Origin of the sequence: Herbaspirillum huttiense, assembly GCF_004367745.1 — a bacterium.
Taxonomy (GTDB): Bacteria; Pseudomonadota; Gammaproteobacteria; order Burkholderiales; family Burkholderiaceae_D; genus Herbaspirillum; species Herbaspirillum huttiense.
Genome location: NZ_CP037993.1, coordinates 2,632,519 through 2,652,548, shown reverse-complemented (window position 1 = coordinate 2,652,548; position 20,030 = coordinate 2,632,519). Strand labels below are relative to the sequence as shown.

Here is a 20,030-nt window from a genome sequence, read left to right as displayed (position 1 = left end):
TCAACGCTTACATGTGCTGGCCTTCCTTTGGCTTGGGGATGATGCAGACCAGCAGCACCACCGCCCCCGGCGCACACAGCAGATCGGGCATGCGCGCTCTGTGCCCTGGTTGCAGCCGCGCGAACTGGCCGGCGCGCAAGGCCTGTTGCAGACCGTCTTCATCGGAAAGGCAGGCGGCGCCTCTTGCCACGTACAACAAAGCGCTGTGGCTGGGCAGGCAACGCGAATTGCGCTCGTCCAGCATCACTACCCTGCCCTCGGCGACTTCACGCCGCACCATCAGGTTGAAGTCCAGCGTGGGCGCACCATGCATCCGCACCTGGATCGGCTGCTCGCCGGGGAAGTCGTAGGGCGCAAAGCAGTGAACCAGATCGTGGACCTGCCTTCCCTCGCTGTGCAGCGTGAAGCCGCCGCCTTCAAGCAGGACAATGGTGCGATCGATTCCCTCGAAGGTGGAAAAATCTGCATCGCTACCGACGTCGGCCACGCTGGCCCGCCAGATAAAACTGGCGAAGTCGGCCTCCGGCGGCTCCACGCACAGTTCACGGGTCTGCCCGCCCTCGTTCTTCCAGGGGACGGCCGCCACGCTGGCCAGCTCGCCGACGAACGCTATCGCGCCGTGCTGCGGCACTCCGGAACCCGCCACCGCATGGGCTTTACCCGGCATGACCCACCTCGCGGGCCAGCATGGTTTGCAAGAAACTGCGGGTACGTGCCTCGCGCGGTGAAGTAAATATCTCGGAGGGCGGACCGGACTCGACGATGCTGCCGTGATCCAACACCACCACCACATCGGCCACCTCGCGCGCAAATCCCATCTCGTGCGTGACGATGAGCATGGTCATGCCGTCGCTGGCCAGGTCCTGCATCACCTGCAGTACTTCACCGACCAACTCCGGATCCAGCGCCGAGGTGGGCTCGTCGAAGAGCATCACCTTCGGTTCCATGGCCAGCGCACGGGCAATGGCCACGCGCTGCTTCTGGCCGCCGGACAAGGTGCCGGGATAATCCTTCGCCTTGTGTTCCAGCCCGACTTTCCTGAGCAGCCGCAGCCCCTGCTCCTGCGCCGCCTTGCGCGGGACGCCGCGCAGGCAGGTCGGTGCCAGGGTGATGTTGTCCAGCACGTTCAGGTGCGGGAACAGGTTGAAGGACTGGAATACCATGCCCACCTCGGCGCGCAGCGCATCGAGCATGGCTTCGGGCATCATGCGCCCGCCCTCGACCACCGTATGGCCGCCGACCACCACGGTGCCGCCCTCGGCGGTCTCCAGCCCGTTCAGGCAGCGCAGCAAGGTGCTCTTGCCACTGCCGCTGGGGCCGATGATGACGACCACCTGACTCGGCGAGACCGAAAAATCGATGTCCTTGAGCACGAGATGACTGCCGAAGGATTTGCGCAAACCTTTGATATCGACCACGCTGTGTTCCATCACACCCTCCCTTCGGAGCGCAGGACCTTCTCGATCCGGCGTAGCGCCAGCGTGGTCACGCTGGTCAGCACGAGATAGATCAGGGCGATGACCAGATAGGTTTCCAGCGAGCGGTAGGTAATGCTGATGATCTTCTCGCCCTCATGCATCAGGTCGGCAATGGTCAGCAGCGACACCAGTGCCGAGTTCTTGATCAGCGCGATGAATTCATTGCCCAGCGGCGGAATCATGCGCACGAAGGCCTGCGGCAGGATCACGCGGCGCATCGCCATCCGATAAGGCAAGCCCAGCGAGCGTGCCGCTTCCATCTGGCCGCGTTCGATGGACTGGATCGAGCCACGCACGATTTCCGAAATATAGGCAGCGCTGTAGATACCGAGCCCGAGGATGCCGCACACATACGCCGGCAGGATCACGCCCACATGCGGCAACCCGAAGAACCACAGGAACAGCTGCACCAGCAAGGGCGTGCCGCGTACCAGCGTGAGATAGAAAGTACACAGGCCATACAACAGCCGGCGCTGCGGATTGAGCCGCCCCAGGCCAGTCAGCAGGCCCAGCACGCACCCCAGCACCAGCGAGGCGGCGGTGATTTCCACGGTCACCATGGTGCCATGGAGGAGCGAGGGCCAACTGTCCCAGACGCCCGAAAAATCCAGTTTCATGAAGTGCTCCGGCAAAAGGAGTCGCTTGCCCGGTCACGGCTGGCGGACCGGGTCGGCCATGCAGAGAGGAATGGAGGAGCCCGGCGACAACGCCAGGCCAGGTGCGCAGGATCTCAGTCCTTCCTGGCAAACCACTTGTCGGTCAGCGCATCGTAGGTGCCGTTCATGCGCAAGGTCTGCAGGGCCTTGTTGAGATGCTCGACCAGCGCGGTATCGTTCTTGCGCAGGGCAAAACCATACAGTTCGGTGGTCAATCCCTTGTCCAGCACACGTACCAGCGGCTGGGTGCGGGCATATTCGACGGCGGCCGGACGGCCGGTCACCACCGCATTGACGCGGCCGGTGGCCAGCAGGTCGAACATGGCCTGGTTCTTTTCCACTTCCACGCGTTCCACGCCGGGGAAGTTGTCACGCAGATAGCTCACCGATTTGGTGCCGACCTGGACCGAGACGCGCTTTCCCTTGTTCAGGTCTTCCGGCACCTTGATGCTGTTGTCGTCACGCCGCACCAGCACGGCCAGCCCACCCCGATAGTAGGGATCGCTGAAGGTAACCACCTTGCGGCGCTCGTCGGTCATGTAGATGGCCGAGGCAGCGATGTCGAAGCGGTTGGAAATGAGGCCGGGAATCAGGCCCTTGAAGTCGATGTCGATCCACTGGATCTTCTTGCCCATGGTTTTGGCCAAGGCTTCCATCAATTCGATATCGAAACCGGTACGTTTGCCATCCTTGACGAATTCCATCGGCGGGAAGGTGGCATCGGTACCGACACGGATCACGTTCTCGGCGGCACGGGCGGCAGGCGCGGCCGCCACCAGCAGAAACAGGCTGGCCGAGACGGCGCACAGCAGGCGGGAAAGCTTCATCATGAGTTCCTCGGTAGAAACGACGACATGGACTGGACGCCGGGATACCGGCGTAATGGATTATTCATCCCTGGGCCCGGATGGGGCCCTCCCGCGTCCAGCCAGCACCGTCTCTCCGGACGGCGCAGCCTGACTGGCTTAAAAACGATTACATATGCGCTGGGCGGACTCCACCGTCATGCGGACCAGCTCCTGTTCGCGGTTACCCACGCGCAGGGCCGGCGCCATCAGGGTGATGGTGCCTTCCAGGCGGCCATTGGAAGTCATGATGGGTACCGAGACGCCCCACACGCCCAGGTCCACTTCACTCTCGCTGATGGAATAGCCACGACGGCGAATCTCATCGAGCTGTGCTTCCAGCGCGGCGGCTTCCTCGGGCTTGTCGCCCAGCTGGTCAGCCACCAGTTTCTGTTGCAGCTTGCGTGGCATGAAGGCCAGCAGGCTCTTGGCCGATGCTCCCTTAAGCAAGGGATGTGCCCGGCCCTTGGTGAAGGAACAGCGCAGTGGCTGATCGCTTTCTTCCATGGCGATGCACACCATCTGGCCGTTGATCGGCACCAGCAGGCCCACGCTCTCCCCGCTGCGCTGGACCAGCGAAATGATTTCCTCGCGGCTCTGGCTGATGAGGTTGGAGTTCTGGTCGAACCCCCACGCCAGCTGTACCCCGGTCGGCCCCGGCTCGAAGGTGCCGGAATTCATGTGCTCCTGCAACAGTCCCCATTTCTTGAGGGATGCCAGGTGGCGATAAACGGTACTGACCGGTTGTTGCACCATCGCAGCAATCTGCTTGGCACTGACGGGCTTGCCGGCACGGGCCACGCCGGCGAGTACGTGGAGAACGCGGTCAACGATGGTAGAGGTTTGTGGTGAGTCCATGGCGGCAATATAAGGTTAAATTCTCACTTTGGGCGAACGATTCCCGTATATGAGGAAATAAATAGAATAATTTTGAGCTACTTTTTCATATATTCCCAGCGGGCGGCTGAATTTTCTCACCTGTAACGAAAATTGCCTCATGCTATTTTTTTACTGGGTAGTGCCGAAATTGTTTCGGTGTCGACACTTCTTCCCTTTTTAGGGCAAAGTGCTATGATTAAAGGCACCATTTTGAAAATATTGTCGACACGGCGAAAAACCCATGAGCGAGCTGATTGCACTGCCTGGCGCCGAACGTGACGGAGAAACCCTCTCCGAACACGTTTTTCGCAAAATCCAGAGCGCCATCGTGCAGGGCGAGATCGCGCCCGGCAGCAAGATTTCCGAACCGGAACTGGCCCGCACCTACGGCATCAGCCGCGGCCCGCTGCGCGAAGCCATCCACCGTCTGGAAGGACAGAACCTGCTGGTGCGCGTGCCCCACGTGGGTGCGCGCGTGGTGTCACTGACCCTCGAGGGCCTGGTGGAACTGTTCCAGATCCGTGAATCGCTGGAAGGCATGGCTTGCCGCCTGGCGGCGCAGCGCATGAGCCGCGCCGAGCTGGACGAACTGCGCCGGGTGCTGGAAACCCACGAGAAGGATGAAGCCTTCCAGGCTGGACGTGGCTACTACCAGCAGGAAGGCGACTACGACTTCCATTACAAGATCATCCAGGCCAGCGGCAACCAGATCCTCACGCGCATTCTCTGCGGGGAGTTGTACCAGCTGGCGCGCATGTATCGCATCCAGTATTCGGCCGCTCCCAACCGGCCACGCCAGGCCTTCGCCGAACACCACCGCATCCTTGATGCCCTGGCCGATGGCGACGGCGAACTGGCCGACCTGCTGATGCGGCGTCACATCGGGGCCTCCCGCCGCAACATCGAACACCAGATCGCCCAGACCGGGCCCGGCAGCACCGGGCAGCAGCGAGATCAGGCCTGAACGCATTCCTCCACACAACAACCATTCCATCAACGAGACACGAGCCAACCGCCATGAATACCCAATACCGCAAGCAACTGCCCGGCACCCGACTGGATTATTTCGATGCCCGCGCCGCCGTGGAAGCGATCCATCCTGGCGCATGGGAAACCCTGCCCTACACTTCCCGTGTGCTGGCAGAAAACCTGGTGCGCCGCTGTGATCCGGCGACCCTGACGGATTCACTGCGCCAGCTGATCGAACGCAAGCGTGAACTGGACTTCCCGTGGTTCCCGGCGCGCGTGGTGTGCCACGACATCCTGGGCCAGACCGCGCTGGTGGATCTGGCCGGCTTGCGCGACGCAATTGCCGACATGGGCGGCGACCCGGCCAAGGTCAACCCGGTGGTACCGGTGCAACTGATCGTGGACCACTCGCTGGCGGTGGAATGTGGCGGCGACGATCCGCAGGCCTTCGAAAAGAATCGCGCCATCGAAGACCGCCGCAATGAAGACCGCTTCCACTTCATCGACTGGACCAAGCTGGCGTTCGAAAACGTGGACGTGATCCCGCCCGGCAACGGCATCATGCACCAGATCAATCTTGAGAAGATGTCGCCGGTGATCCACGCCAAGGATGGCGTGGCCTTCCCCGACACCCTGGTCGGCACCGACAGCCATACCCCGCACGTGGACGCGCTGGGCGTGATCGCCATCGGCGTGGGTGGCCTCGAAGCGGAAAACGTCATGCTCGGCCGCGCCTCCTGGATGCGCCTGCCCGACATCATCGGCGTGGAACTGACCGGCCGCCGCCAGCCCGGCATCACGGCCACCGACATCGTGCTTTCGCTGACCGAATTCCTGCGCAAGCAGAAGGTGGTGGGCGCCTATCTGGAATTCTATGGCGATGGCGCGGCCAGCCTGACGCTGGGGGACCGCGCCACCATCTCCAACATGGCCCCGGAATACGGCGCGACAGCCGCCATGTTCTCCATCGATCAACAGACCATCGATTACCTGAAGCTGACCGGACGTGAAGATGAACAGGTCAAGCTGGTGGAAACCTATGCCAAGGAAGCCGGCCTGTGGTCCGATAGCCTCAGCAAGGCCGAATACGAGCGCGTGCTGCGCTTCGACCTCTCCACCGTGGTCCGAACCCTGGCCGGTCCCAGCAATCCGCACAAGCGGCTGCCGGTGTCCGAGCTGGCCGCCCAAGGCATCGCCGGCAAGGTGGAGAACGAGCCGGGCAAGATGCCTGATGGCGCCGTCATCATCGCCGCCATCACCAGCTGCACCAACACCAGCAACCCGCGCAACGTGATCGCAGCCGCCCTGCTGGCGCGCAATGCCAATCGCCTGGGCCTGGCCCGCAAGCCTTGGGTGAAGAGCTCGCTGGCACCTGGCTCCAAGGCAGTGGAACTGTATCTGGAAGAAGCGGGCCTGACCGCTGACCTGGAAAAGCTGGGCTTCGGCATCGTCGCCTTTGCCTGCACGACGTGCAACGGCATGTCCGGCGCGCTTGACCCGAAGATTCAGCAGGAGATCATCGACCGCGACCTGTACAGCACTGCCGTACTGTCGGGCAACCGCAACTTCGATGGCCGCATCCACCCGTATGCCAAGCAGGCTTTCCTGGCCTCGCCGCCGCTGGTGGTGGCCTATGCCATTGCCGGCACCATCCGTTTCGACATCGAACAGGACGTGCTGGGCGTGACCGCCGAAGGGAAGGAAATCCGCCTCAAGGACATCTGGCCCAGCGACGAGGAAATCGATGCTGTGGTGGCTACCGCAGTCAAGCCCCAGCAATTCCGCAATGTCTACACCCCGATGTTCTCCGCACGCGTGGACCGCAGCCAATCGGTCAGCCCGCTGTACGACTGGCGTCCGCAAAGCACCTACATCCGTCGTCCGCCCTACTGGGAAGGTGCGCTGGCCGGTGAGCGCACGCTCTCGGGCATGCGGCCGCTGGCCGTGCTGGGCGACAACATCACCACCGACCACCTCTCGCCCTCCAACGCCATCCTGCTTGACAGTGCCGCCGGCGAATACCTGGCCAAGATGGGCTTGCCGGAGGAAGACTTCAATTCCTACGCCACCCATCGTGGCGACCACCTGACCGCGCAGCGCGCCACCTTCGCCAATCCCAAGCTGTTCAACGAAATGGTCAGGAAAGCCGATGGCAGCGTGCAACAAGGTTCACTGGCGCGCCTGGAACCGGAAGGCAAAGTCATGCGCATGTGGGAAACCATCGAAACCTACATGGAACGCAAGCAGCCGCTGATCATCGTTGCCGGGGCTGATTACGGCCAGGGTTCCTCGCGCGACTGGGCCGCCAAGGGCGTGCGCCTGGCGGGTGTGGAAGCCATCGTGGCCGAAGGCTTCGAACGCATCCACCGTACCAACCTGATCGGCATGGGCGTGCTGCCGCTGGAATTCAAGGCCGGCGAAAACCGCAATACCTACGCCATCGACGGTACCGAAACCTATGACGTCATCGGCCAGCGCCGTCCGCGCGCCGACCTGACGCTGGTGATCCACCGCAAGAATGGCGAGCGTGTGGAAGTGCCGGTGACCTGCCGTCTCGATACCGCCGAAGAAGTGTCGATCTACGAAGCCGGCGGCGTGCTGCAGCGCTTCGCCCAGGATTTCCTGGAAGCCTCCGCCAACGCCGGCCAGAACACCAAGGAACAAGCATGAGCCAAGTCCCCCAGATCCGCATTGCCGCCACCTACCTGCGTGGCGGCACCAGCAAGGGCGTCTTCTTCAAGCTGGACGACCTGCCCGAAGCCGCCCGCGTCCCGGGCCGTGCACGCGACAAGCTGCTGCAGCGGGTGATTGGCAGTCCCGATCCCTATGGCAAGCAGATCGACGGCATGGGCGGCGCCACCTCCAGCACCAGCAAGACGGTGATCATTTCACGCAGCGAGCGGCCGGGCCATGATGTCGACTACCTGTTCGGCCAGGTCTCCATCGACAAGGATTTCGTGGACTGGAGCGGCAATTGCGGCAACCTGTCCGCAGCGGTCGGTCCTTTCGCGATTTCCGCCGGGCTGGTGGACCCGTCCAAGTTGCCGCAGGATGGCGTGGCCGTCATCACCATCTGGCAGGCCAACATCGGCAAGACCATTGTGGCCCATGTGCCCATTCGCGGCGGGCAGGTGCAGGAAACCGGAGACTTCGAACTGGATGGCGTGACCTTCCCCGCCGCGGAAGTCCAGCTGGAATTCAGGGACCCGGCGGCCGAGGAAGAAGGCGCAGGGGGTGCCATGTTCCCCACCGGAAACGTGGTCGATACCCTGGAAGTGCCCGGCGTCGGCAGTTTCCAGGCCACCATGATCAATGCCGGCATCCCGACCATCTTCCTCAATGCCGACGAGATCGGCTATACCGGCACCGAACTGCAGGACACGATCAACAGCGATCCCGCCGCGCTGGCGCGCTTCGAGACCATCCGCGCCCATGGAGCGATCCGCATGGGATTGATCAGCAAGGTGGAAGAAGCCGCGACCCGGCAGCACACGCCCAAGGTCGCGTTTGTTGCGCCGCCCAAGGAATATGTCTCTTCGAGCGGCAAGACCGTCACGGTACAGGATACCGACGTGCTGGTGCGTGCCATGTCCATGGGCAAGCTGCACCACGCCATGATGGGCACGGCTGCCGTGGCCATCGGCACGGCAGCCGCCATTCCCGGAACGCTCGTGAACCTGGCTGCCGGCGGCGGTGAACGCTCCAGCGTACGCTTCGGCCATCCATCCGGGACCTTGCGTGTCGGTGCGGAAGCGAAGCTGGAAGACGGCCAGTGGGTCGTCACCAAGGCCATCATGAGCCGCAGCGCGCGGGTGTTGATGGAGGGGTGGGTGCGGGTACCGGGGGATGCGTTCTGAGCCGAGGCTGCGGCCAGTTGCTGCAGACATGAAAAAGCCGGCCACCTTGCGGTGCCGGCTTGATCGGCTTGCGGGTTCAGGGTGGACTCAGACGCGGTAGATTTTCTCCCCGGTCTGGACGATCCTGAATTTCTCGTTGGTCAGGGGATCCAGTGCGCGACCATCGGCCAGCTTGTAACTGCGGCTGAAGGCCCGGGCCGCTTCATCGGCCTCGTCCTGTTGCGTCTGATACACCTCTACGTGGTAAGGTGCGCCGGTCTTGCCCTTGGCATCGAATTTTTCCACCAGATCCATATGTCGTCTCCTTAGTCGTGGCCTAGCGCCAAGGTCAACGATAGCAGATTTGGCGCGGCTTTCCAGCGCATTGCATGTTGCAGCGCACAGAGATGAAGATCTGTGCGCTGCCAGCTCACTACCTCATCAGAAGTGCAAGGTCACCCCGACACCGAACTGGCGCGTCACCTCGGCCTTGTTCAGGCCGAATTTGGCGCCGGCATCGATGTCCACCGTCTTGTTGGGCGACCAGATGGCCCCCACCAGGGCATACGAGGGCAATTTCCGGCTGGACGCGTCCTGATTCTGTGCCACGCCGGTATCGGCCACCAGACGCCATTGTTCGTTCAGCCCATACCAGACCGCCACCGAGGCGCGCCAGATGGTCTTGCGCTTCGTTTCCTGGTCAGTCTCCAGCTTGTACGGGCTGTAGCGCAGGCCCAGGTTGCCGTGCAGGGTCCAGGGGCCGGTCTCGTAGGAAGCGATGCCGGTCAGGCCCATGCCGTTGCGGCCGCTCCCCAGCCCCTTGCTTTCCTCGCCGCTGGGCATGAACAATTCCGGCTTGAGCGCCAGGGCCAGGCCGTCCGCCTCGTAATAGCGCCATTTGGCTCCTACAGAGACATCGCCCACCCCCGTACCGTTAGGCGACTGAAAGGTCTGTGGCAGGTTGAAGAACAGGTCGAGCTTGTCGGTGACACCATAGGTGAACGTAAATGCCCCGACGTGGCCGGCATCGCCACTCTGCTTGCTCCAGTCGGTATTCATTTCGAGCTGGATGCCGCCGGTCCCCTGCACGCCCGCATCGTCGGTGTTCAGCGGATGGGCCGCGAAGGCGGGATGGCTGGCTGCCAGCAGCAGTGCGGTCAGGCAGGACAGACGGATGGTGTTGTTTTTCATGAAAGACCCCACTTTCTTGTACTTTGTGTACTTTGTTTTGATCGGTACGGCATTCGCGTGGCCACGCTGACACACCCGTGCCTGCCACGGACGTGACGGAGCACGCCGCAGGCGACGGGTACAGCAAAGTGGTCGGAGCGAACCGAAGGGAAATCGCGCCGCTGCCATGCCGGGACACATTAGCAAAGGAATTTGCCAGGCATTCCGGACAGGAGAGGCGCAGGCAAGGCCCTATTGATGAATATGTCCTCGTTGGTGGCTGCGGTAAATGCCGTGGCTTTTACGGAAGGAACATCAATCTGGCTGGGTTCATCGAGCCTTGCATGCGGCTGGAAGCGAAGTTTTGGCAGGGTCTGATGATGACGGGGAATGCCGGCTGCAGGCGGTTCCTGCAGCGATCCTGACGGTCAACAGAGGCGCTTCACTTCCAGAGCGAGGGGGATAGTACCATCGGCGACTGACAAATCAGCAACAAAAAACTTCGATTTTTCATGACTAAATCTGACGATTCTTGCAGATCCGTCACTCCGGCTTTTCCGCGGCGGCAGCCAGCTCGGTCCCGATCTCGCGCAGCACCCGGGTCGGCACCTTGAGCAAGGCTCCCCAGTCACTCCAGTCCCATGAAACGCGGCCGCACAGGTACTCCAGGCTGGAGAGCGGCAGCTCGAAGCGCTCACCCAGCGCCAGCAGGCGCGGCAGCAAAGCTGGCCGTGCGGCATCGCTGGCCACGCAGACGTCCGCCACGCAGGCCGCCAGTTCCAGCAAACGAATCAGACGCTGCTGGCGGTCTTCCTCGTCCATGCCGGTATTGTCGGCGTCATGGTGATACAGCACCGTTTCACAGAAGAGCTTGGGGAAATGCCAATCCTGCATCATCGCGGCGGCCAGCTCCAGATGATTGAATCCGAACAGCGCCTTTTCTTCCTGGCGCAACTGGCTGCCCTGTACCCCGCTAGCCAGCAGTTCGCCATACCGCTTGGGACGGGCCGAAGCCAGACCCAGGCGGCCGATATCGGCCAGCAAGCCGATAGTGAACATTTCTGCCGGAGGGGCCACCTGCAGCAGATCGCCCAACGCCTGGCCGGCGCAGGCCATGGCCGTGGAACGGCTCCAGAACAGGTCGTAATCGAATTCCTTGCAATCGCCGCGCCGCGCCGATTCCGTCAGCGATATGGCCAGCGCCATCTGGCGCACCGCGTGCAGGCCCACCATCAGCAACAGCTCGACATTGACGGCTGCAACCATGCGCCCCTTGTTGATGTTGGGGATGTTGGCAATCTGGATCAGGCGGCCGGCCAGTACCGGGTCACCCTGCACCTGCGCCACCAGATCCGGCAGCGCGATGTCTTCCTGCTGGCACATCTGCATGATCTTCAGACGCACGCCGGAAGGCGCAGGCAAGACTTCGGAGTCTTGCAGTTCACGGAAAACCTTGGGATCGACGTAATGAGACATGAGGATTGGTGTGATTCTTTTGAGTTCGATGCTTGGCGCAAAGCCAATTGGAATTGACGACAAGCATACCCAAATAATAGCCGTTGTGCGTTGCATCATTGCAAACTGAAATCAAGTTTTATGCGTGCGTGCGACCTTCCCGCTGACAGAAAGGCAAGACAGGCACTGACAGCTTCCGGACCGGCTTGCCGTTAAGCTGACCGAGCGTGACAAGTAGCGGCAAATTTGCCTGAACCTTCATATAACTCGCGGCAAAGCCGGGACAAGGACGCGGCAGGCATGGACAAAGCCCGCCGGACACGGCACAACGGAGCCGCACGATTTCGACAAGGCAGAGCGAGGACACATCAGCAATGGCAGGCAAGGAAGACATGGTCGTGGTACGCAAGGAGGGCCTGTATTGCGTGCCCGGCGATTTCTACATCGATCCCTGGCGACCGGTGGCGCGCGCGGTGATTACGCATGCCCACGCCGACCACGCGCGCGTAGGGCATGGCCACTATCTGGCAGCAGCGCCGGGGGCCGGCATCCTGCGTGCGCGGCTGGGCGCAGAGATCAACCTGCAGCCCCTGCCCTATGGCGAAACCATTACCCACAATGGCGTGCGCCTGTCGTTGCACCCGGCCGGCCACGTGCTGGGCTCGGCGCAACTGCGCATGGAACATGAAGGCCGCATCTGGGTAGCCTCCGGTGACTACAAGCTGGAAACGGATGGCACCTGCGCCCCCTTCGAGCCGGTACGCTGCGACGCCTTCATTACCGAATCCACATTCGGCATGCCGATCTACCGCTGGCAACCACAGCGGGAAATTTTCGAGGAAATCAACCAATGGTGGCGCAGCAATGCCGCCGAGGGGCGTGCCAGCGTCTTGTTCTGCTATTCCTTCGGCAAGGCGCAGCGCATCCTGCACGGCATCGATGCCAGCATCGGCCCCATCGTGTGCCATGGCGCGGTAGAGCCGCTCAATCGCCTCTACCGCGAGGCCGGGATCGCCCTGCCGGAGACCCTGACGGTCGGCGAAGCGGAAGCCGGGAAGCGCGGCAAGGCGGCCGCCTACGCGGGCAGTCTGGTGATTGCCCCGCCATCGGCGGCCGGGTCGCCCTGGATACGCCGCTTCGGCGACTACAGCGATGCCTTCGCCAGCGGCTGGATGCGCCTGCGCGGCACGCGCCGCCGGCGTGGCGTGGATCGCGGGTTCATCCTCTCCGACCATGCGGACTGGCCGGCCCTGCACGAAGCCATCCACGCCACCGGTGCTGAACGCGTCATCGTCACCCACGGCCAGGTCGCCACCATGGTGCGCTGGCTGCGTCAGAACGGACTGGATGCCGGGGCCTTCGCGACTGAATACGGAGATGAAGAAACTGACGAGAACCCCGGCCCCGCCGCCGCCGTGACGGCGCAGGAAGGTGGCCATGCGTGAATTTTCACGGCTGTATGCCGAACTGGATGCCACCACCTCCACTACGCGCAAGCTGGCGGCCCTGCAGGATTACTTCGGCCGCGCCGATGCCGCCGATGCGGCCTGGGCGGTGTATTTCCTGGCAGGCGGCAAGCCGCGCCAGGCCGTCCCGACGGGCTTGCTCAAGCAATGCGCCATGGAATACGCGCAGATCGATGAATGGCTGTTCGAGGAGTGCTATCACAGCGTCGGCGACCTGGCCGAGACCATCGCCCACGTCCTGCCGCCGCCCAAGGGGTCAAGCGACCTGGGGCTAGCGCGCTGGATGGAAGAGCGCATCGCGCCCTTGCGCGGGGCCGATCCTGCCGTGATCCGCACCGCCTTGTTTGCTGCCTGGGATGAACTGGACTGGCAGGGACGCTTCCTGCTCGCCAAACTGATCGGCGGTGGTTTCCGCGTGGGCGTGTCGCGGCTGCTGGTCACGCGTGCACTGGCCAGCGTCGCGCAACTCGATCCCAAGCTGGTGGCGCAACGCATGGTTGGTTGGACAGATGGCCGCGCGCGTCCGGACGCCCGCCGTTTCGCCGCGCTCATCGCGCCGGCGGACGGCCAGGATGCGCAGTTGCAGGGCGGCCAGCCCTATCCATTCTTCCTGGCGCATCCCCTGTTGGAAACACCGGACACCCTGGGTCCGCTCTCGGACTGGCAAGTCGAATGGAAATACGACGGCATCCGCGCCCAGCTGGTGCGACGTCAGGGAAGCAACTGGCTGTGGTCGCGCGGTGAAGAATTGATCACGGATCGCTTCCCCGAGCTAGCCGCTTTGGCCCTCCCGGACGGCACCGTGATCGATGGCGAGATCGTGATCCGCCTGCCCGATTCCGGCCCCCAGGCCGATCGTGTGGCCCCCTTCGCCGATCTGCAAAAACGTATCGGCCGCAAGAACCTGACCGCCCGACTGCTGGCGGACCTGCCGGCGGGTTTGATTGCCTACGACCTGCTCGAGCAGGATGGGCAAGACCTGCGCAGCCTGCCCCAGCACGAACGCCGCAGCCGGCTTGAAACGCTGGTGCAGGCCCATGCAAGCCCCGCGCTGATGCTGGCACCGCAAATCGCCTCGGGCGACTGGGAGGCGCTGGCGCGATTGCGCAGCACCTCGCGCGAACGCGGTGTGGAAGGCATGATGCTCAAGCAACGGGAAGCCCATTACGGCATCGGCCGCACGCGCAATGTCGGCACCTGGTGGAAGTGGAAGGTCGATCCTTATTCCATCGATGCCGTGCTGATCTACGCCCAGGCCGGCCATGGCCGACGCGCCTCGCTCTACACCGATTACACCTTCGCGGTCTGGGATGCACCGGATGACCAGGGCGAACGCAAGCTCGTACCTTTCGCCAAGGCGTATTCCGGCCTCACTGATGCCGAAATTGCCGTGGTGGACCAGGCCATCCGCAAGACGACCATCGAGAAATTCGGCCCCGTCCGCAGCGTCAAGCCGAGCATGGTGTTCGAGATCGGCTTCGAGGGAATTGCGCTGTCCTCGCGCCACAAGGCAGGCATCGCCGTGCGCTTCCCGCGCATTCTGCGCCAGCGCCTGGACAAGACCATCGAGCAGGCCGATACCCTGACCAGCCTGCGGGCGCTGCTGGGGCCGTCGGCCAGCCTGCCGCCTGAAGAAAAACAGAAAGAACTGCATCGTGCCACGCAAGACGACTAACTCCCGTGCGCCCGCACTGAAACGCGCAGAACAATGGTTCAGCCAGCGCGGCTGGGAAGTCTTCGATTTCCAGCGCGCCGTCTGGCAGGCCGCTGCCAGCGGCCAAAGCGGCTTGCTGCATTCCGGCACGGGGTCGGGCAAGACCTATGCCGTCTGGTTCGGAGCCCTGCTCCATGCCGAGCCGAGGCTCGGCATGCCTGACCTGCCCGCCAACGCTCCTGGCTTGCGGGTCTTGTGGATTACACCGATGCGCGCCCTGGCGGCCGACACCCTGCGCGCCCTGCAAGCGCCGCTGGCCGATCTGCTGCCGCACTGGCAGGCGGGCATGCGGACCGGCGATACCGCCTCCGTCGAACGTGCGCGCCAGATGAAATCCCTGCCGCAGGCGCTGGTGACCACCCCTGAAAGCCTGTCCCTGCTGCTTTCGCAAGCCGATGCCCGGCAGCGCTTTGCCAGGCTCGATGCCGTCATCGTCGATGAATGGCACGAGCTGATGGGCAACAAGCGCGGTGTGCAGGTGCAATTGGCGCTGGCGCGACTGCGGCGCTGGCGGCCCGGAATGGTGGTCTGGGGGCTGTCGGCGACGCTCGGCAATCTTGAGCAATCACTGCAAGCCCTGCTGGGTCCGGCAGCTGCCGAACAAGGCGTGCTGGTACGCGGCGAACAGCGCAAGCGCATCGTCATCGATACCCTTCTGCCGCCACAACCGGCGCGCTTTGCCTGGGCCGGCCACCTGGGCATGCAGATGCTGCCGGCCGTGGTGCAGGAGATCGAGGCCAGTGGCAGTACGCTGGTCTTCACCAATACCCGGTCCCAAGCTGAACTTTGGTACCAGAATTTGTTGGACGCCCGGCCTGACTGGGCTGGCATCATCGCCTTGCACCATGGCTCGCTGGACCGCGAAGTGCGGGACTGGGTCGAGCACGGCCTGCGCGATGGCCGGCTCAAGGCCGTGGTCTGCACCTCCAGCCTGGACCTGGGAGTGGATTTCACGCCGGTAGAGCGGGTATTGCAGATCGGCAGTCCGCGTGGCGTGGCCCGCTTGCTGCAACGTGCGGGACGTTCCGGCCACTCTCCGGGTCGCAGTTCGCGCGCCACGCTGGTGCCGACCAACAGCCTGGAACTGGTGGAAGCCATCGCGGCCCAGGATGCGGTCGCAGCGGGCCGCGTTGAACAGCGTCCGGTACCGGAAACGCCATTGGACGTGCTGGTGCAGCATCTGGTCACCATCGCGCTGGGCGGCGGCTTCCAGGCCGATGCGCTGCTAGAGGAAGTACGGCAAGCGTGGTCCTATCGCGATCTGCGTGAGGACCAGTGGCAGTGGGCGCTGGATTTCGTGGTGCGCGGGGGCCAGAGCCTGACCGCCTATCCCGAATATCACCGGGTGTGCCAGGGCGAGGATGGCGTCTACCGTGTGGATGTGCCCGCCATCGCGCGCCGGCATCGCATGAACATCGGCACCATCGTGGCCGATGCCAGCCTGCATGTGCAGTACATGAAGGGCGGACGCATCGGCACCATCGAAGAAGGTTTCATCGCGCGCCTGCGTCCGGGTGACCGTTTTCTCTTCGGGGGGCGGGTGCTGGAATTTGTCCGGGTGCATGAGATGACGGCCTGGGTCCGTCGCAGCACCGCCGGCAGTGGCGCGGTCCCTCGCTGGCAAGGCGGGCGCATGCCCTTGTCCTCGACACTGGCGCATGCCGTCCTGGATCGTTTGCAACAAGCCGAGCAACAGCACTTCGACGGCCCCGAGATGCAGGCCGTGCAGCCGCTACTGGCCTTGCAGCATGCCTGGTCGGCGCTGCCGACGGGGGAGCGGCTGGTGGTGGAAGCCCTCAAAAGCCGCGAGGGGCATCACCTGTTCTTCTATCCCTTTGCCGGGCGTCTGGTCCACATGGGGCTGGCCTCGCTGCTCGCCTGGCGACTGGCCAGCACGCGCGCAGCCACCTTCTCCATTGCCGTGAACGACTATGGTTTCGAATTGCTGGCGGCGGACCAGGTGGAGATGGCCCGTCTGGCCCCGCAACAGGCGCAGGACCTTTTCAGCGAAGAGCATTTGCTGGAGGACGTACTCGCCAGCCTGAACGCGACGGAATTGTCGCAACGGCGCTTCCGCGAGATCGCCCGCATTGCCGGACTGGTCAGCCAAGGCTATCCGGGCCAGCACAAGAGCGCGCGCCAGTTGCAGGCGTCGTCGGCGCTGTTCTTCGAGGTCTTCCGCAAGCATGATGCCGGCAATCTTCTGCTCACCCAGGCCCAGCGCGAGGTACTGGAACAGGAGCTGGAACTGGAGCGCCTGCGCAGCACCCTCGCCGAGCTGCGGGCGCGCACCATGACGCTGGTGCAACTGGAGCGCCCTACCCCGTTTGCGCTGCCGCTGATGGTGGAACGCTTCCGCGAGAAACTCTCGACCGAGAAACTGGCGGACCGCGTCGCACGCATGCTGCGCGAGCTGGAAGGTGCCGCCGACAAGACCGCCTCTCGTGAACAACCCCAGCCCGCCGCACGGCGCAAGGCCAAGCCCCGGACTGCCGCATGACGCAATACCCCAGCTTCGACGCCGATGGCGCCATCCTGACCATGTTGCCGGAACGCGCCGTGCTGTGGCGCGAGCGCGGCATGCTGATCCTGGCCGATGTGCATTTCGGCAAGGCGGCGGCGTTTCGGGCGGGCGGCATTCCGGTACCGCACGGCACGACCCGCGCCAACCTGGAGGCCATTGATGCGCTGGTTCAGCAGCATGCGGTGCGTCACATCGTGTTCCTTGGGGATTTCCTGCATGCTCGCGCGGGCCGTGCTGCAGGAACGCTCGCGGCGCTGGCGCAATGGCGTGGCCGCAACGCGGGACTGACGCTCACGCTGGTGCGCGGCAATCACGACCATCATGCGGGGGATCCGCCTGAAGCACTGGGCATGGAGCTGGTCGATGAACCCTGGCGGGTCGGCCCGCTGGCCTTTTGCCATCATCCGCAGACGGTGGAGGGTGCCTTTGCCATTGTCGGCCATGTGCATCCGGTGTATCGCCTGTCCTCGGCGGGCGACAGCTTGCGGCTGCCCTGCTTCGTGGTGGACGGGCGCTGGGCCATGCTCCCGGCGTTTGGCGCGTTCACGGGCGGCTATCGTGTCGATGCCTTGCCGGGGCAGCGCATCTACCTGGCGGCCGAGGATTGTGTCTTGCCGCTGCCCGGCTGAACCGCCCTCCAATACGGGGTATCATCGGCGCGCTGATATTCATACGAGGAGACCAAGAAAATGACATCCAAACACCGCCTGCTGACCCTTTCGATTGCACTCAGTCTGGGCGTGCTGGCCAACGCGCCGGCACAGGCCGATGCACTGGCCGACATCCAGAAGGCCGGCGTGGTGCGCATCGGCGTACCGCAGGACTTTGCGCCTTTCGGTTCCGTCAACACGGACCTGCAGTTGCAGGGGCTGGACATCGATGTCGCCAAGCTGATCGCCCAGAAAATGGGCGTCAAGGTGCAACTGGTTCCGGTGGCCAGCGCCAACCGCATCGCCTATCTGCAGACTCACAAGGCCGATCTGGTCATTTCCACGCTGGGCAAGAATGCCGAGCGTGAGAAGGTGATCGATTTTTCCCAGCCCTATGCGCCCTACAACAACAGCGTGTTTGGCGTGGCGAGCGTGGCAGTCAGCGGGCCCGCCGATCTGGCCGGCAAGACCGTGGGGGTGGCGCGCGGCACTTTCCAGGATCTGCAACTGACCGATACGGCCCCCAAGAGCGCCACCATCAAGCGCTATGAGGACAACAACGCCATGATTTCGGCCTATGTCTCGGGCCAGGTACAGCTGGTAGGTACGGGCGACTTCGTCGCCTATGCCCTGGCGGAGAAGGCGCCCAACAACAAGCCGGTGCTCAAGTACATCATCCAGGAATCGGCCTGCAACGTCGGCTTGAACAAGGGAGAGACGGCCTTGCTGGGCAAGGTCAACGAGGTGCTGACGGCGGCCAAGAAGAGCGGCGAACTCAATGCCATCGTGCAGAAATGGCTCAATGTGCCGCTGCCGGCGAAGATGGTCAGCACGTTCCAGTAAAGAGCAAATCTGGTTGAAGCTTCATGTCGCCATGCTGCGGCATGAAGCTTTATTTTTCTTACCCATATTTCAGTCATGAATTAACGAACTTTTTCGATGGAGGGTGAAGGCCCGGATTGGCAAAATGCACGGCACAAAAATGAGCGGGCTTATTGCTGAGCGCCGCTGCCATGCAGCAGTCGATACGGGGGTAGCACGGGGACAACTTGATGCCAGCGTGGTGTTGAAGACCAACACACGGTCATTCGCGGCACAGCGCGAATGGCGGACCATCAAGATGAGGCTATCCCGTGACGCAAGATGCAGCACCGCCCGGCAGGCAGCACAGCGCGCCCGTTGCACCGCGCTTTCCTTCCACACTCCTTGCTGGCTTCCCCTCTTCGCTCTTCGGCCCCGGCCTGTCGCAACACGCGCGCCTGATCAGGCTGGACAGCGCGCAGGAAGCCGGTCTGTCTGAATCCCTGGTCGTGGAGTGCTTCCACGGCCAGGAGAGCGTCAATGACAACTTCCAGTTCGACATCGATGCCCTTTCGGTTTCCACCGATCTCGATCTCAAGCAATTCATCGGCACCGAGCTGACCCTGCGTCTGCTGCAGGCTGACGGCAGCCGACGCGCCTGGCATGGCTACTGCACGCAGGCTTCATGGCTGGGTGCTGATGGCGGACTGGCGCGCTACAGGCTACGGCTGGAATCCTTCCTCGCCTTCCTCGACCGCCGCCGCGACAGCTTCCTGTTTCAGGACATGAACGTTACCGACATCGCCAGCGCCGTCCTGAAGGAATACCCGCAAGCCAATTTCGCTCTGGATGTCACCCAGACGCTGTCCAAGCGCGACATCTGCACGCAATATCGCGAGAGTGATTTCGCCTTGCTGCGCCGTATCCTGGCCAGCGAGGGGCTGAACTTTCGCTTCGAGCATCAACAGGATGGCGGCCAAGCGCACGCCACTGGCCAGCACCTGGCGCGCCACAAACTGGTCATCTTCGACGGCCAGGCCAAGGTCCCGGACCTGCCGGTCTACGACGGCACCGGCCAGCAGGACTCACCTGAATCGGGAAGAACTTCGCAAAAAATGGGGTATTGACACGCCTAATGTGAGTGAAGCTGAGAAATCTCTGTTTGCAGAATTCAGGCAGGCGAAGACAGAACAAGCCACTGCTCGTCAGCAGCTTGTGAAAGCCGCTAAAGCGAGTAAAAACCATCCTGACAACTCAGCGGCACTGGAAGCTTTAACTACGGCAAGAGAACTGGCCGCAAAAGCAGACGTCAGGCTCAATCTGGCAGAAGCTGCTTGGAATGAAGAAAGAAATAAGAATGAACCCAGCAAGGTCAGAGCATTTAGAAAGTCACTGATGAAGTCTCCAGCCGTTTCGCAGATATTTGATCCATGGTTCATGGATACCAATAGCAAAGACAAAAATGCGCCAGTCGCCAATCTGCAAATATCACGAAATGAAAAGACACATGCACATCATTTTCACATCACTGTCTTAGAACCCAAGATTCTATGAAAAGCAGACCCCTCCTCTATCTGTTCTCGATGT

18 protein-coding genes are annotated in these 20,030 nt (G+C 62.8%); 10 read left to right on the top strand and 8 right to left on the bottom strand.

Going from position 1 to position 20,030, the window contains the following annotated elements; all coding sequences use genetic code 11:
- Positions 1 to 7: 7 nt before the first annotated feature.
- From E2K99_RS12015 to E2K99_RS11995, 5 genes are all read right to left on the bottom strand, one after another.
- Complete coding sequence (locus E2K99_RS12015) at positions 8 to 667, bottom strand: HutD/Ves family protein (RefSeq protein WP_134222349.1); 660 nt, start codon at positions 665 to 667, stop codon at positions 8 to 10.
- The gene (locus E2K99_RS12010; RefSeq protein WP_134222348.1) at positions 657 to 1,430 is read right to left on the bottom strand and encodes an amino acid ABC transporter ATP-binding protein; all 774 of its coding nucleotides are present in this window, start codon (positions 1,428 to 1,430) and stop codon (positions 657 to 659) included. The genes E2K99_RS12015 and E2K99_RS12010 overlap by 11 nt, the downstream gene beginning before the upstream one ends.
- Positions 1,430 to 2,095 (bottom strand): amino acid ABC transporter permease, encoded by a 666-nt coding sequence (locus E2K99_RS12005; protein WP_039788129.1) that lies wholly within the window; start codon positions 2,093 to 2,095, stop codon positions 1,430 to 1,432. The genes E2K99_RS12010 and E2K99_RS12005 overlap by 1 nt, the downstream gene beginning before the upstream one ends.
- A 113-nt stretch (positions 2,096 to 2,208) precedes the next feature.
- Positions 2,209 to 2,961 (bottom strand): glutamine ABC transporter substrate-binding protein, encoded by a 753-nt coding sequence (locus E2K99_RS12000; protein ID WP_134224086.1) that lies wholly within the window; start codon positions 2,959 to 2,961, stop codon positions 2,209 to 2,211.
- A 138-nt stretch (positions 2,962 to 3,099) separates the two neighbouring features.
- Positions 3,100 to 3,837 carry an IclR family transcriptional regulator gene (locus E2K99_RS11995; protein ID WP_034332582.1) on the bottom strand — a complete coding sequence of 246 codons (738 nt, stop codon included), beginning with the start codon at positions 3,835 to 3,837 and terminating at the stop codon, positions 3,100 to 3,102.
- 262 nt (positions 3,838 to 4,099) lie between these two features.
- Here E2K99_RS11995 and E2K99_RS11990 point away from each other — a divergent pair, with 262 nt between their 5' ends.
- The 3 genes from E2K99_RS11990 to prpF are packed head-to-tail and all read left to right on the top strand — an operon-like array spanning position 4,100 to position 8,684.
- A complete protein-coding gene (locus E2K99_RS11990) occupies positions 4,100 to 4,822 on the top strand; it encodes a GntR family transcriptional regulator (RefSeq protein ID WP_134222347.1) in 723 nt (240 codons plus the stop codon).
- A gap of 53 nt (positions 4,823 to 4,875) precedes the next feature.
- Positions 4,876 to 7,497, top strand: coding sequence for a Fe/S-dependent 2-methylisocitrate dehydratase AcnD (gene acnD, locus E2K99_RS11985; RefSeq protein WP_134222346.1), 2,622 nt, complete (start codon positions 4,876 to 4,878; stop codon positions 7,495 to 7,497).
- Positions 7,494 to 8,684: a 2-methylaconitate cis-trans isomerase PrpF gene (gene prpF / locus E2K99_RS11980; RefSeq protein ID WP_134222345.1), complete on the top strand. Its 1,191-nt coding sequence runs from the start codon at positions 7,494 to 7,496 to the stop codon at positions 8,682 to 8,684. The genes acnD and prpF overlap by 4 nt, the downstream gene beginning before the upstream one ends.
- 87 nt (positions 8,685 to 8,771) lie before the next feature.
- On the opposite strand, the gene E2K99_RS11975 is transcribed toward prpF, so the two are convergent.
- The 3 genes from E2K99_RS11975 to E2K99_RS11965 form a co-directional block, all read right to left on the bottom strand.
- Positions 8,772 to 8,978: a hypothetical protein gene (locus E2K99_RS11975; RefSeq protein WP_039788137.1), complete on the bottom strand. Its 207-nt coding sequence runs from the start codon at positions 8,976 to 8,978 to the stop codon at positions 8,772 to 8,774.
- Between the two features lie 126 nt (positions 8,979 to 9,104).
- Positions 9,105 to 9,854: a transporter gene (locus E2K99_RS11970; protein WP_134222344.1), complete on the bottom strand. Its 750-nt coding sequence runs from the start codon at positions 9,852 to 9,854 to the stop codon at positions 9,105 to 9,107.
- A gap of 522 nt (positions 9,855 to 10,376) precedes the next feature.
- Positions 10,377 to 11,309: an HDOD domain-containing protein gene (locus tag E2K99_RS11965; RefSeq protein ID WP_121040171.1), complete on the bottom strand. Its 933-nt coding sequence runs from the start codon at positions 11,307 to 11,309 to the stop codon at positions 10,377 to 10,379.
- A gap of 353 nt (positions 11,310 to 11,662) precedes the next feature.
- Here E2K99_RS11965 and E2K99_RS11960 point away from each other — a divergent pair, with 353 nt between their 5' ends.
- From E2K99_RS11960 to E2K99_RS25875, 7 genes are all read left to right on the top strand, one after another.
- Positions 11,663 to 12,733 (top strand): ligase-associated DNA damage response exonuclease, encoded by a 1,071-nt coding sequence (locus tag E2K99_RS11960; protein WP_134222343.1) that lies wholly within the window; start codon positions 11,663 to 11,665, stop codon positions 12,731 to 12,733.
- The gene (locus tag E2K99_RS11955) at positions 12,726 to 14,429 is read left to right on the top strand and encodes an ATP-dependent DNA ligase (RefSeq protein ID WP_134222342.1); all 1,704 of its coding nucleotides are present in this window, start codon (positions 12,726 to 12,728) and stop codon (positions 14,427 to 14,429) included. Before E2K99_RS11960 ends, E2K99_RS11955 begins: the two co-directional genes overlap by 8 nt.
- Positions 14,410 to 16,968: a ligase-associated DNA damage response DEXH box helicase gene (locus E2K99_RS11950; protein ID WP_134222341.1), complete on the top strand. Its 2,559-nt coding sequence runs from the start codon at positions 14,410 to 14,412 to the stop codon at positions 16,966 to 16,968. The genes E2K99_RS11955 and E2K99_RS11950 overlap by 20 nt, the downstream gene beginning before the upstream one ends.
- Positions 16,965 to 17,621, top strand: a complete 657-nt coding sequence (pdeM, locus tag E2K99_RS11945) for a ligase-associated DNA damage response endonuclease PdeM (RefSeq protein ID WP_134222340.1) — start codon at positions 16,965 to 16,967, stop codon at positions 17,619 to 17,621. Before E2K99_RS11950 ends, pdeM begins: the two co-directional genes overlap by 4 nt.
- A 60-nt stretch (positions 17,622 to 17,681) precedes the next feature.
- Positions 17,682 to 18,485 carry a transporter substrate-binding domain-containing protein gene (locus tag E2K99_RS11940; protein WP_134222339.1) on the top strand — a complete coding sequence of 268 codons (804 nt, stop codon included), beginning with the start codon at positions 17,682 to 17,684 and terminating at the stop codon, positions 18,483 to 18,485.
- A 290-nt stretch (positions 18,486 to 18,775) separates the two neighbouring features.
- On the top strand, positions 18,776 to 19,570 hold the full coding sequence (locus tag E2K99_RS11935; RefSeq protein ID WP_338033891.1) for a type VI secretion system Vgr family protein: 795 nt from the start codon (positions 18,776 to 18,778) through the stop codon (positions 19,568 to 19,570).
- A 10-nt stretch (positions 19,571 to 19,580) separates the two neighbouring features.
- Positions 19,581 to 19,997, top strand: coding sequence for a hypothetical protein (locus E2K99_RS25875; RefSeq protein WP_240733895.1), 417 nt, complete (start codon positions 19,581 to 19,583; stop codon positions 19,995 to 19,997).
- The last annotated feature ends 33 nt before the right edge of the window (positions 19,998 to 20,030 follow it).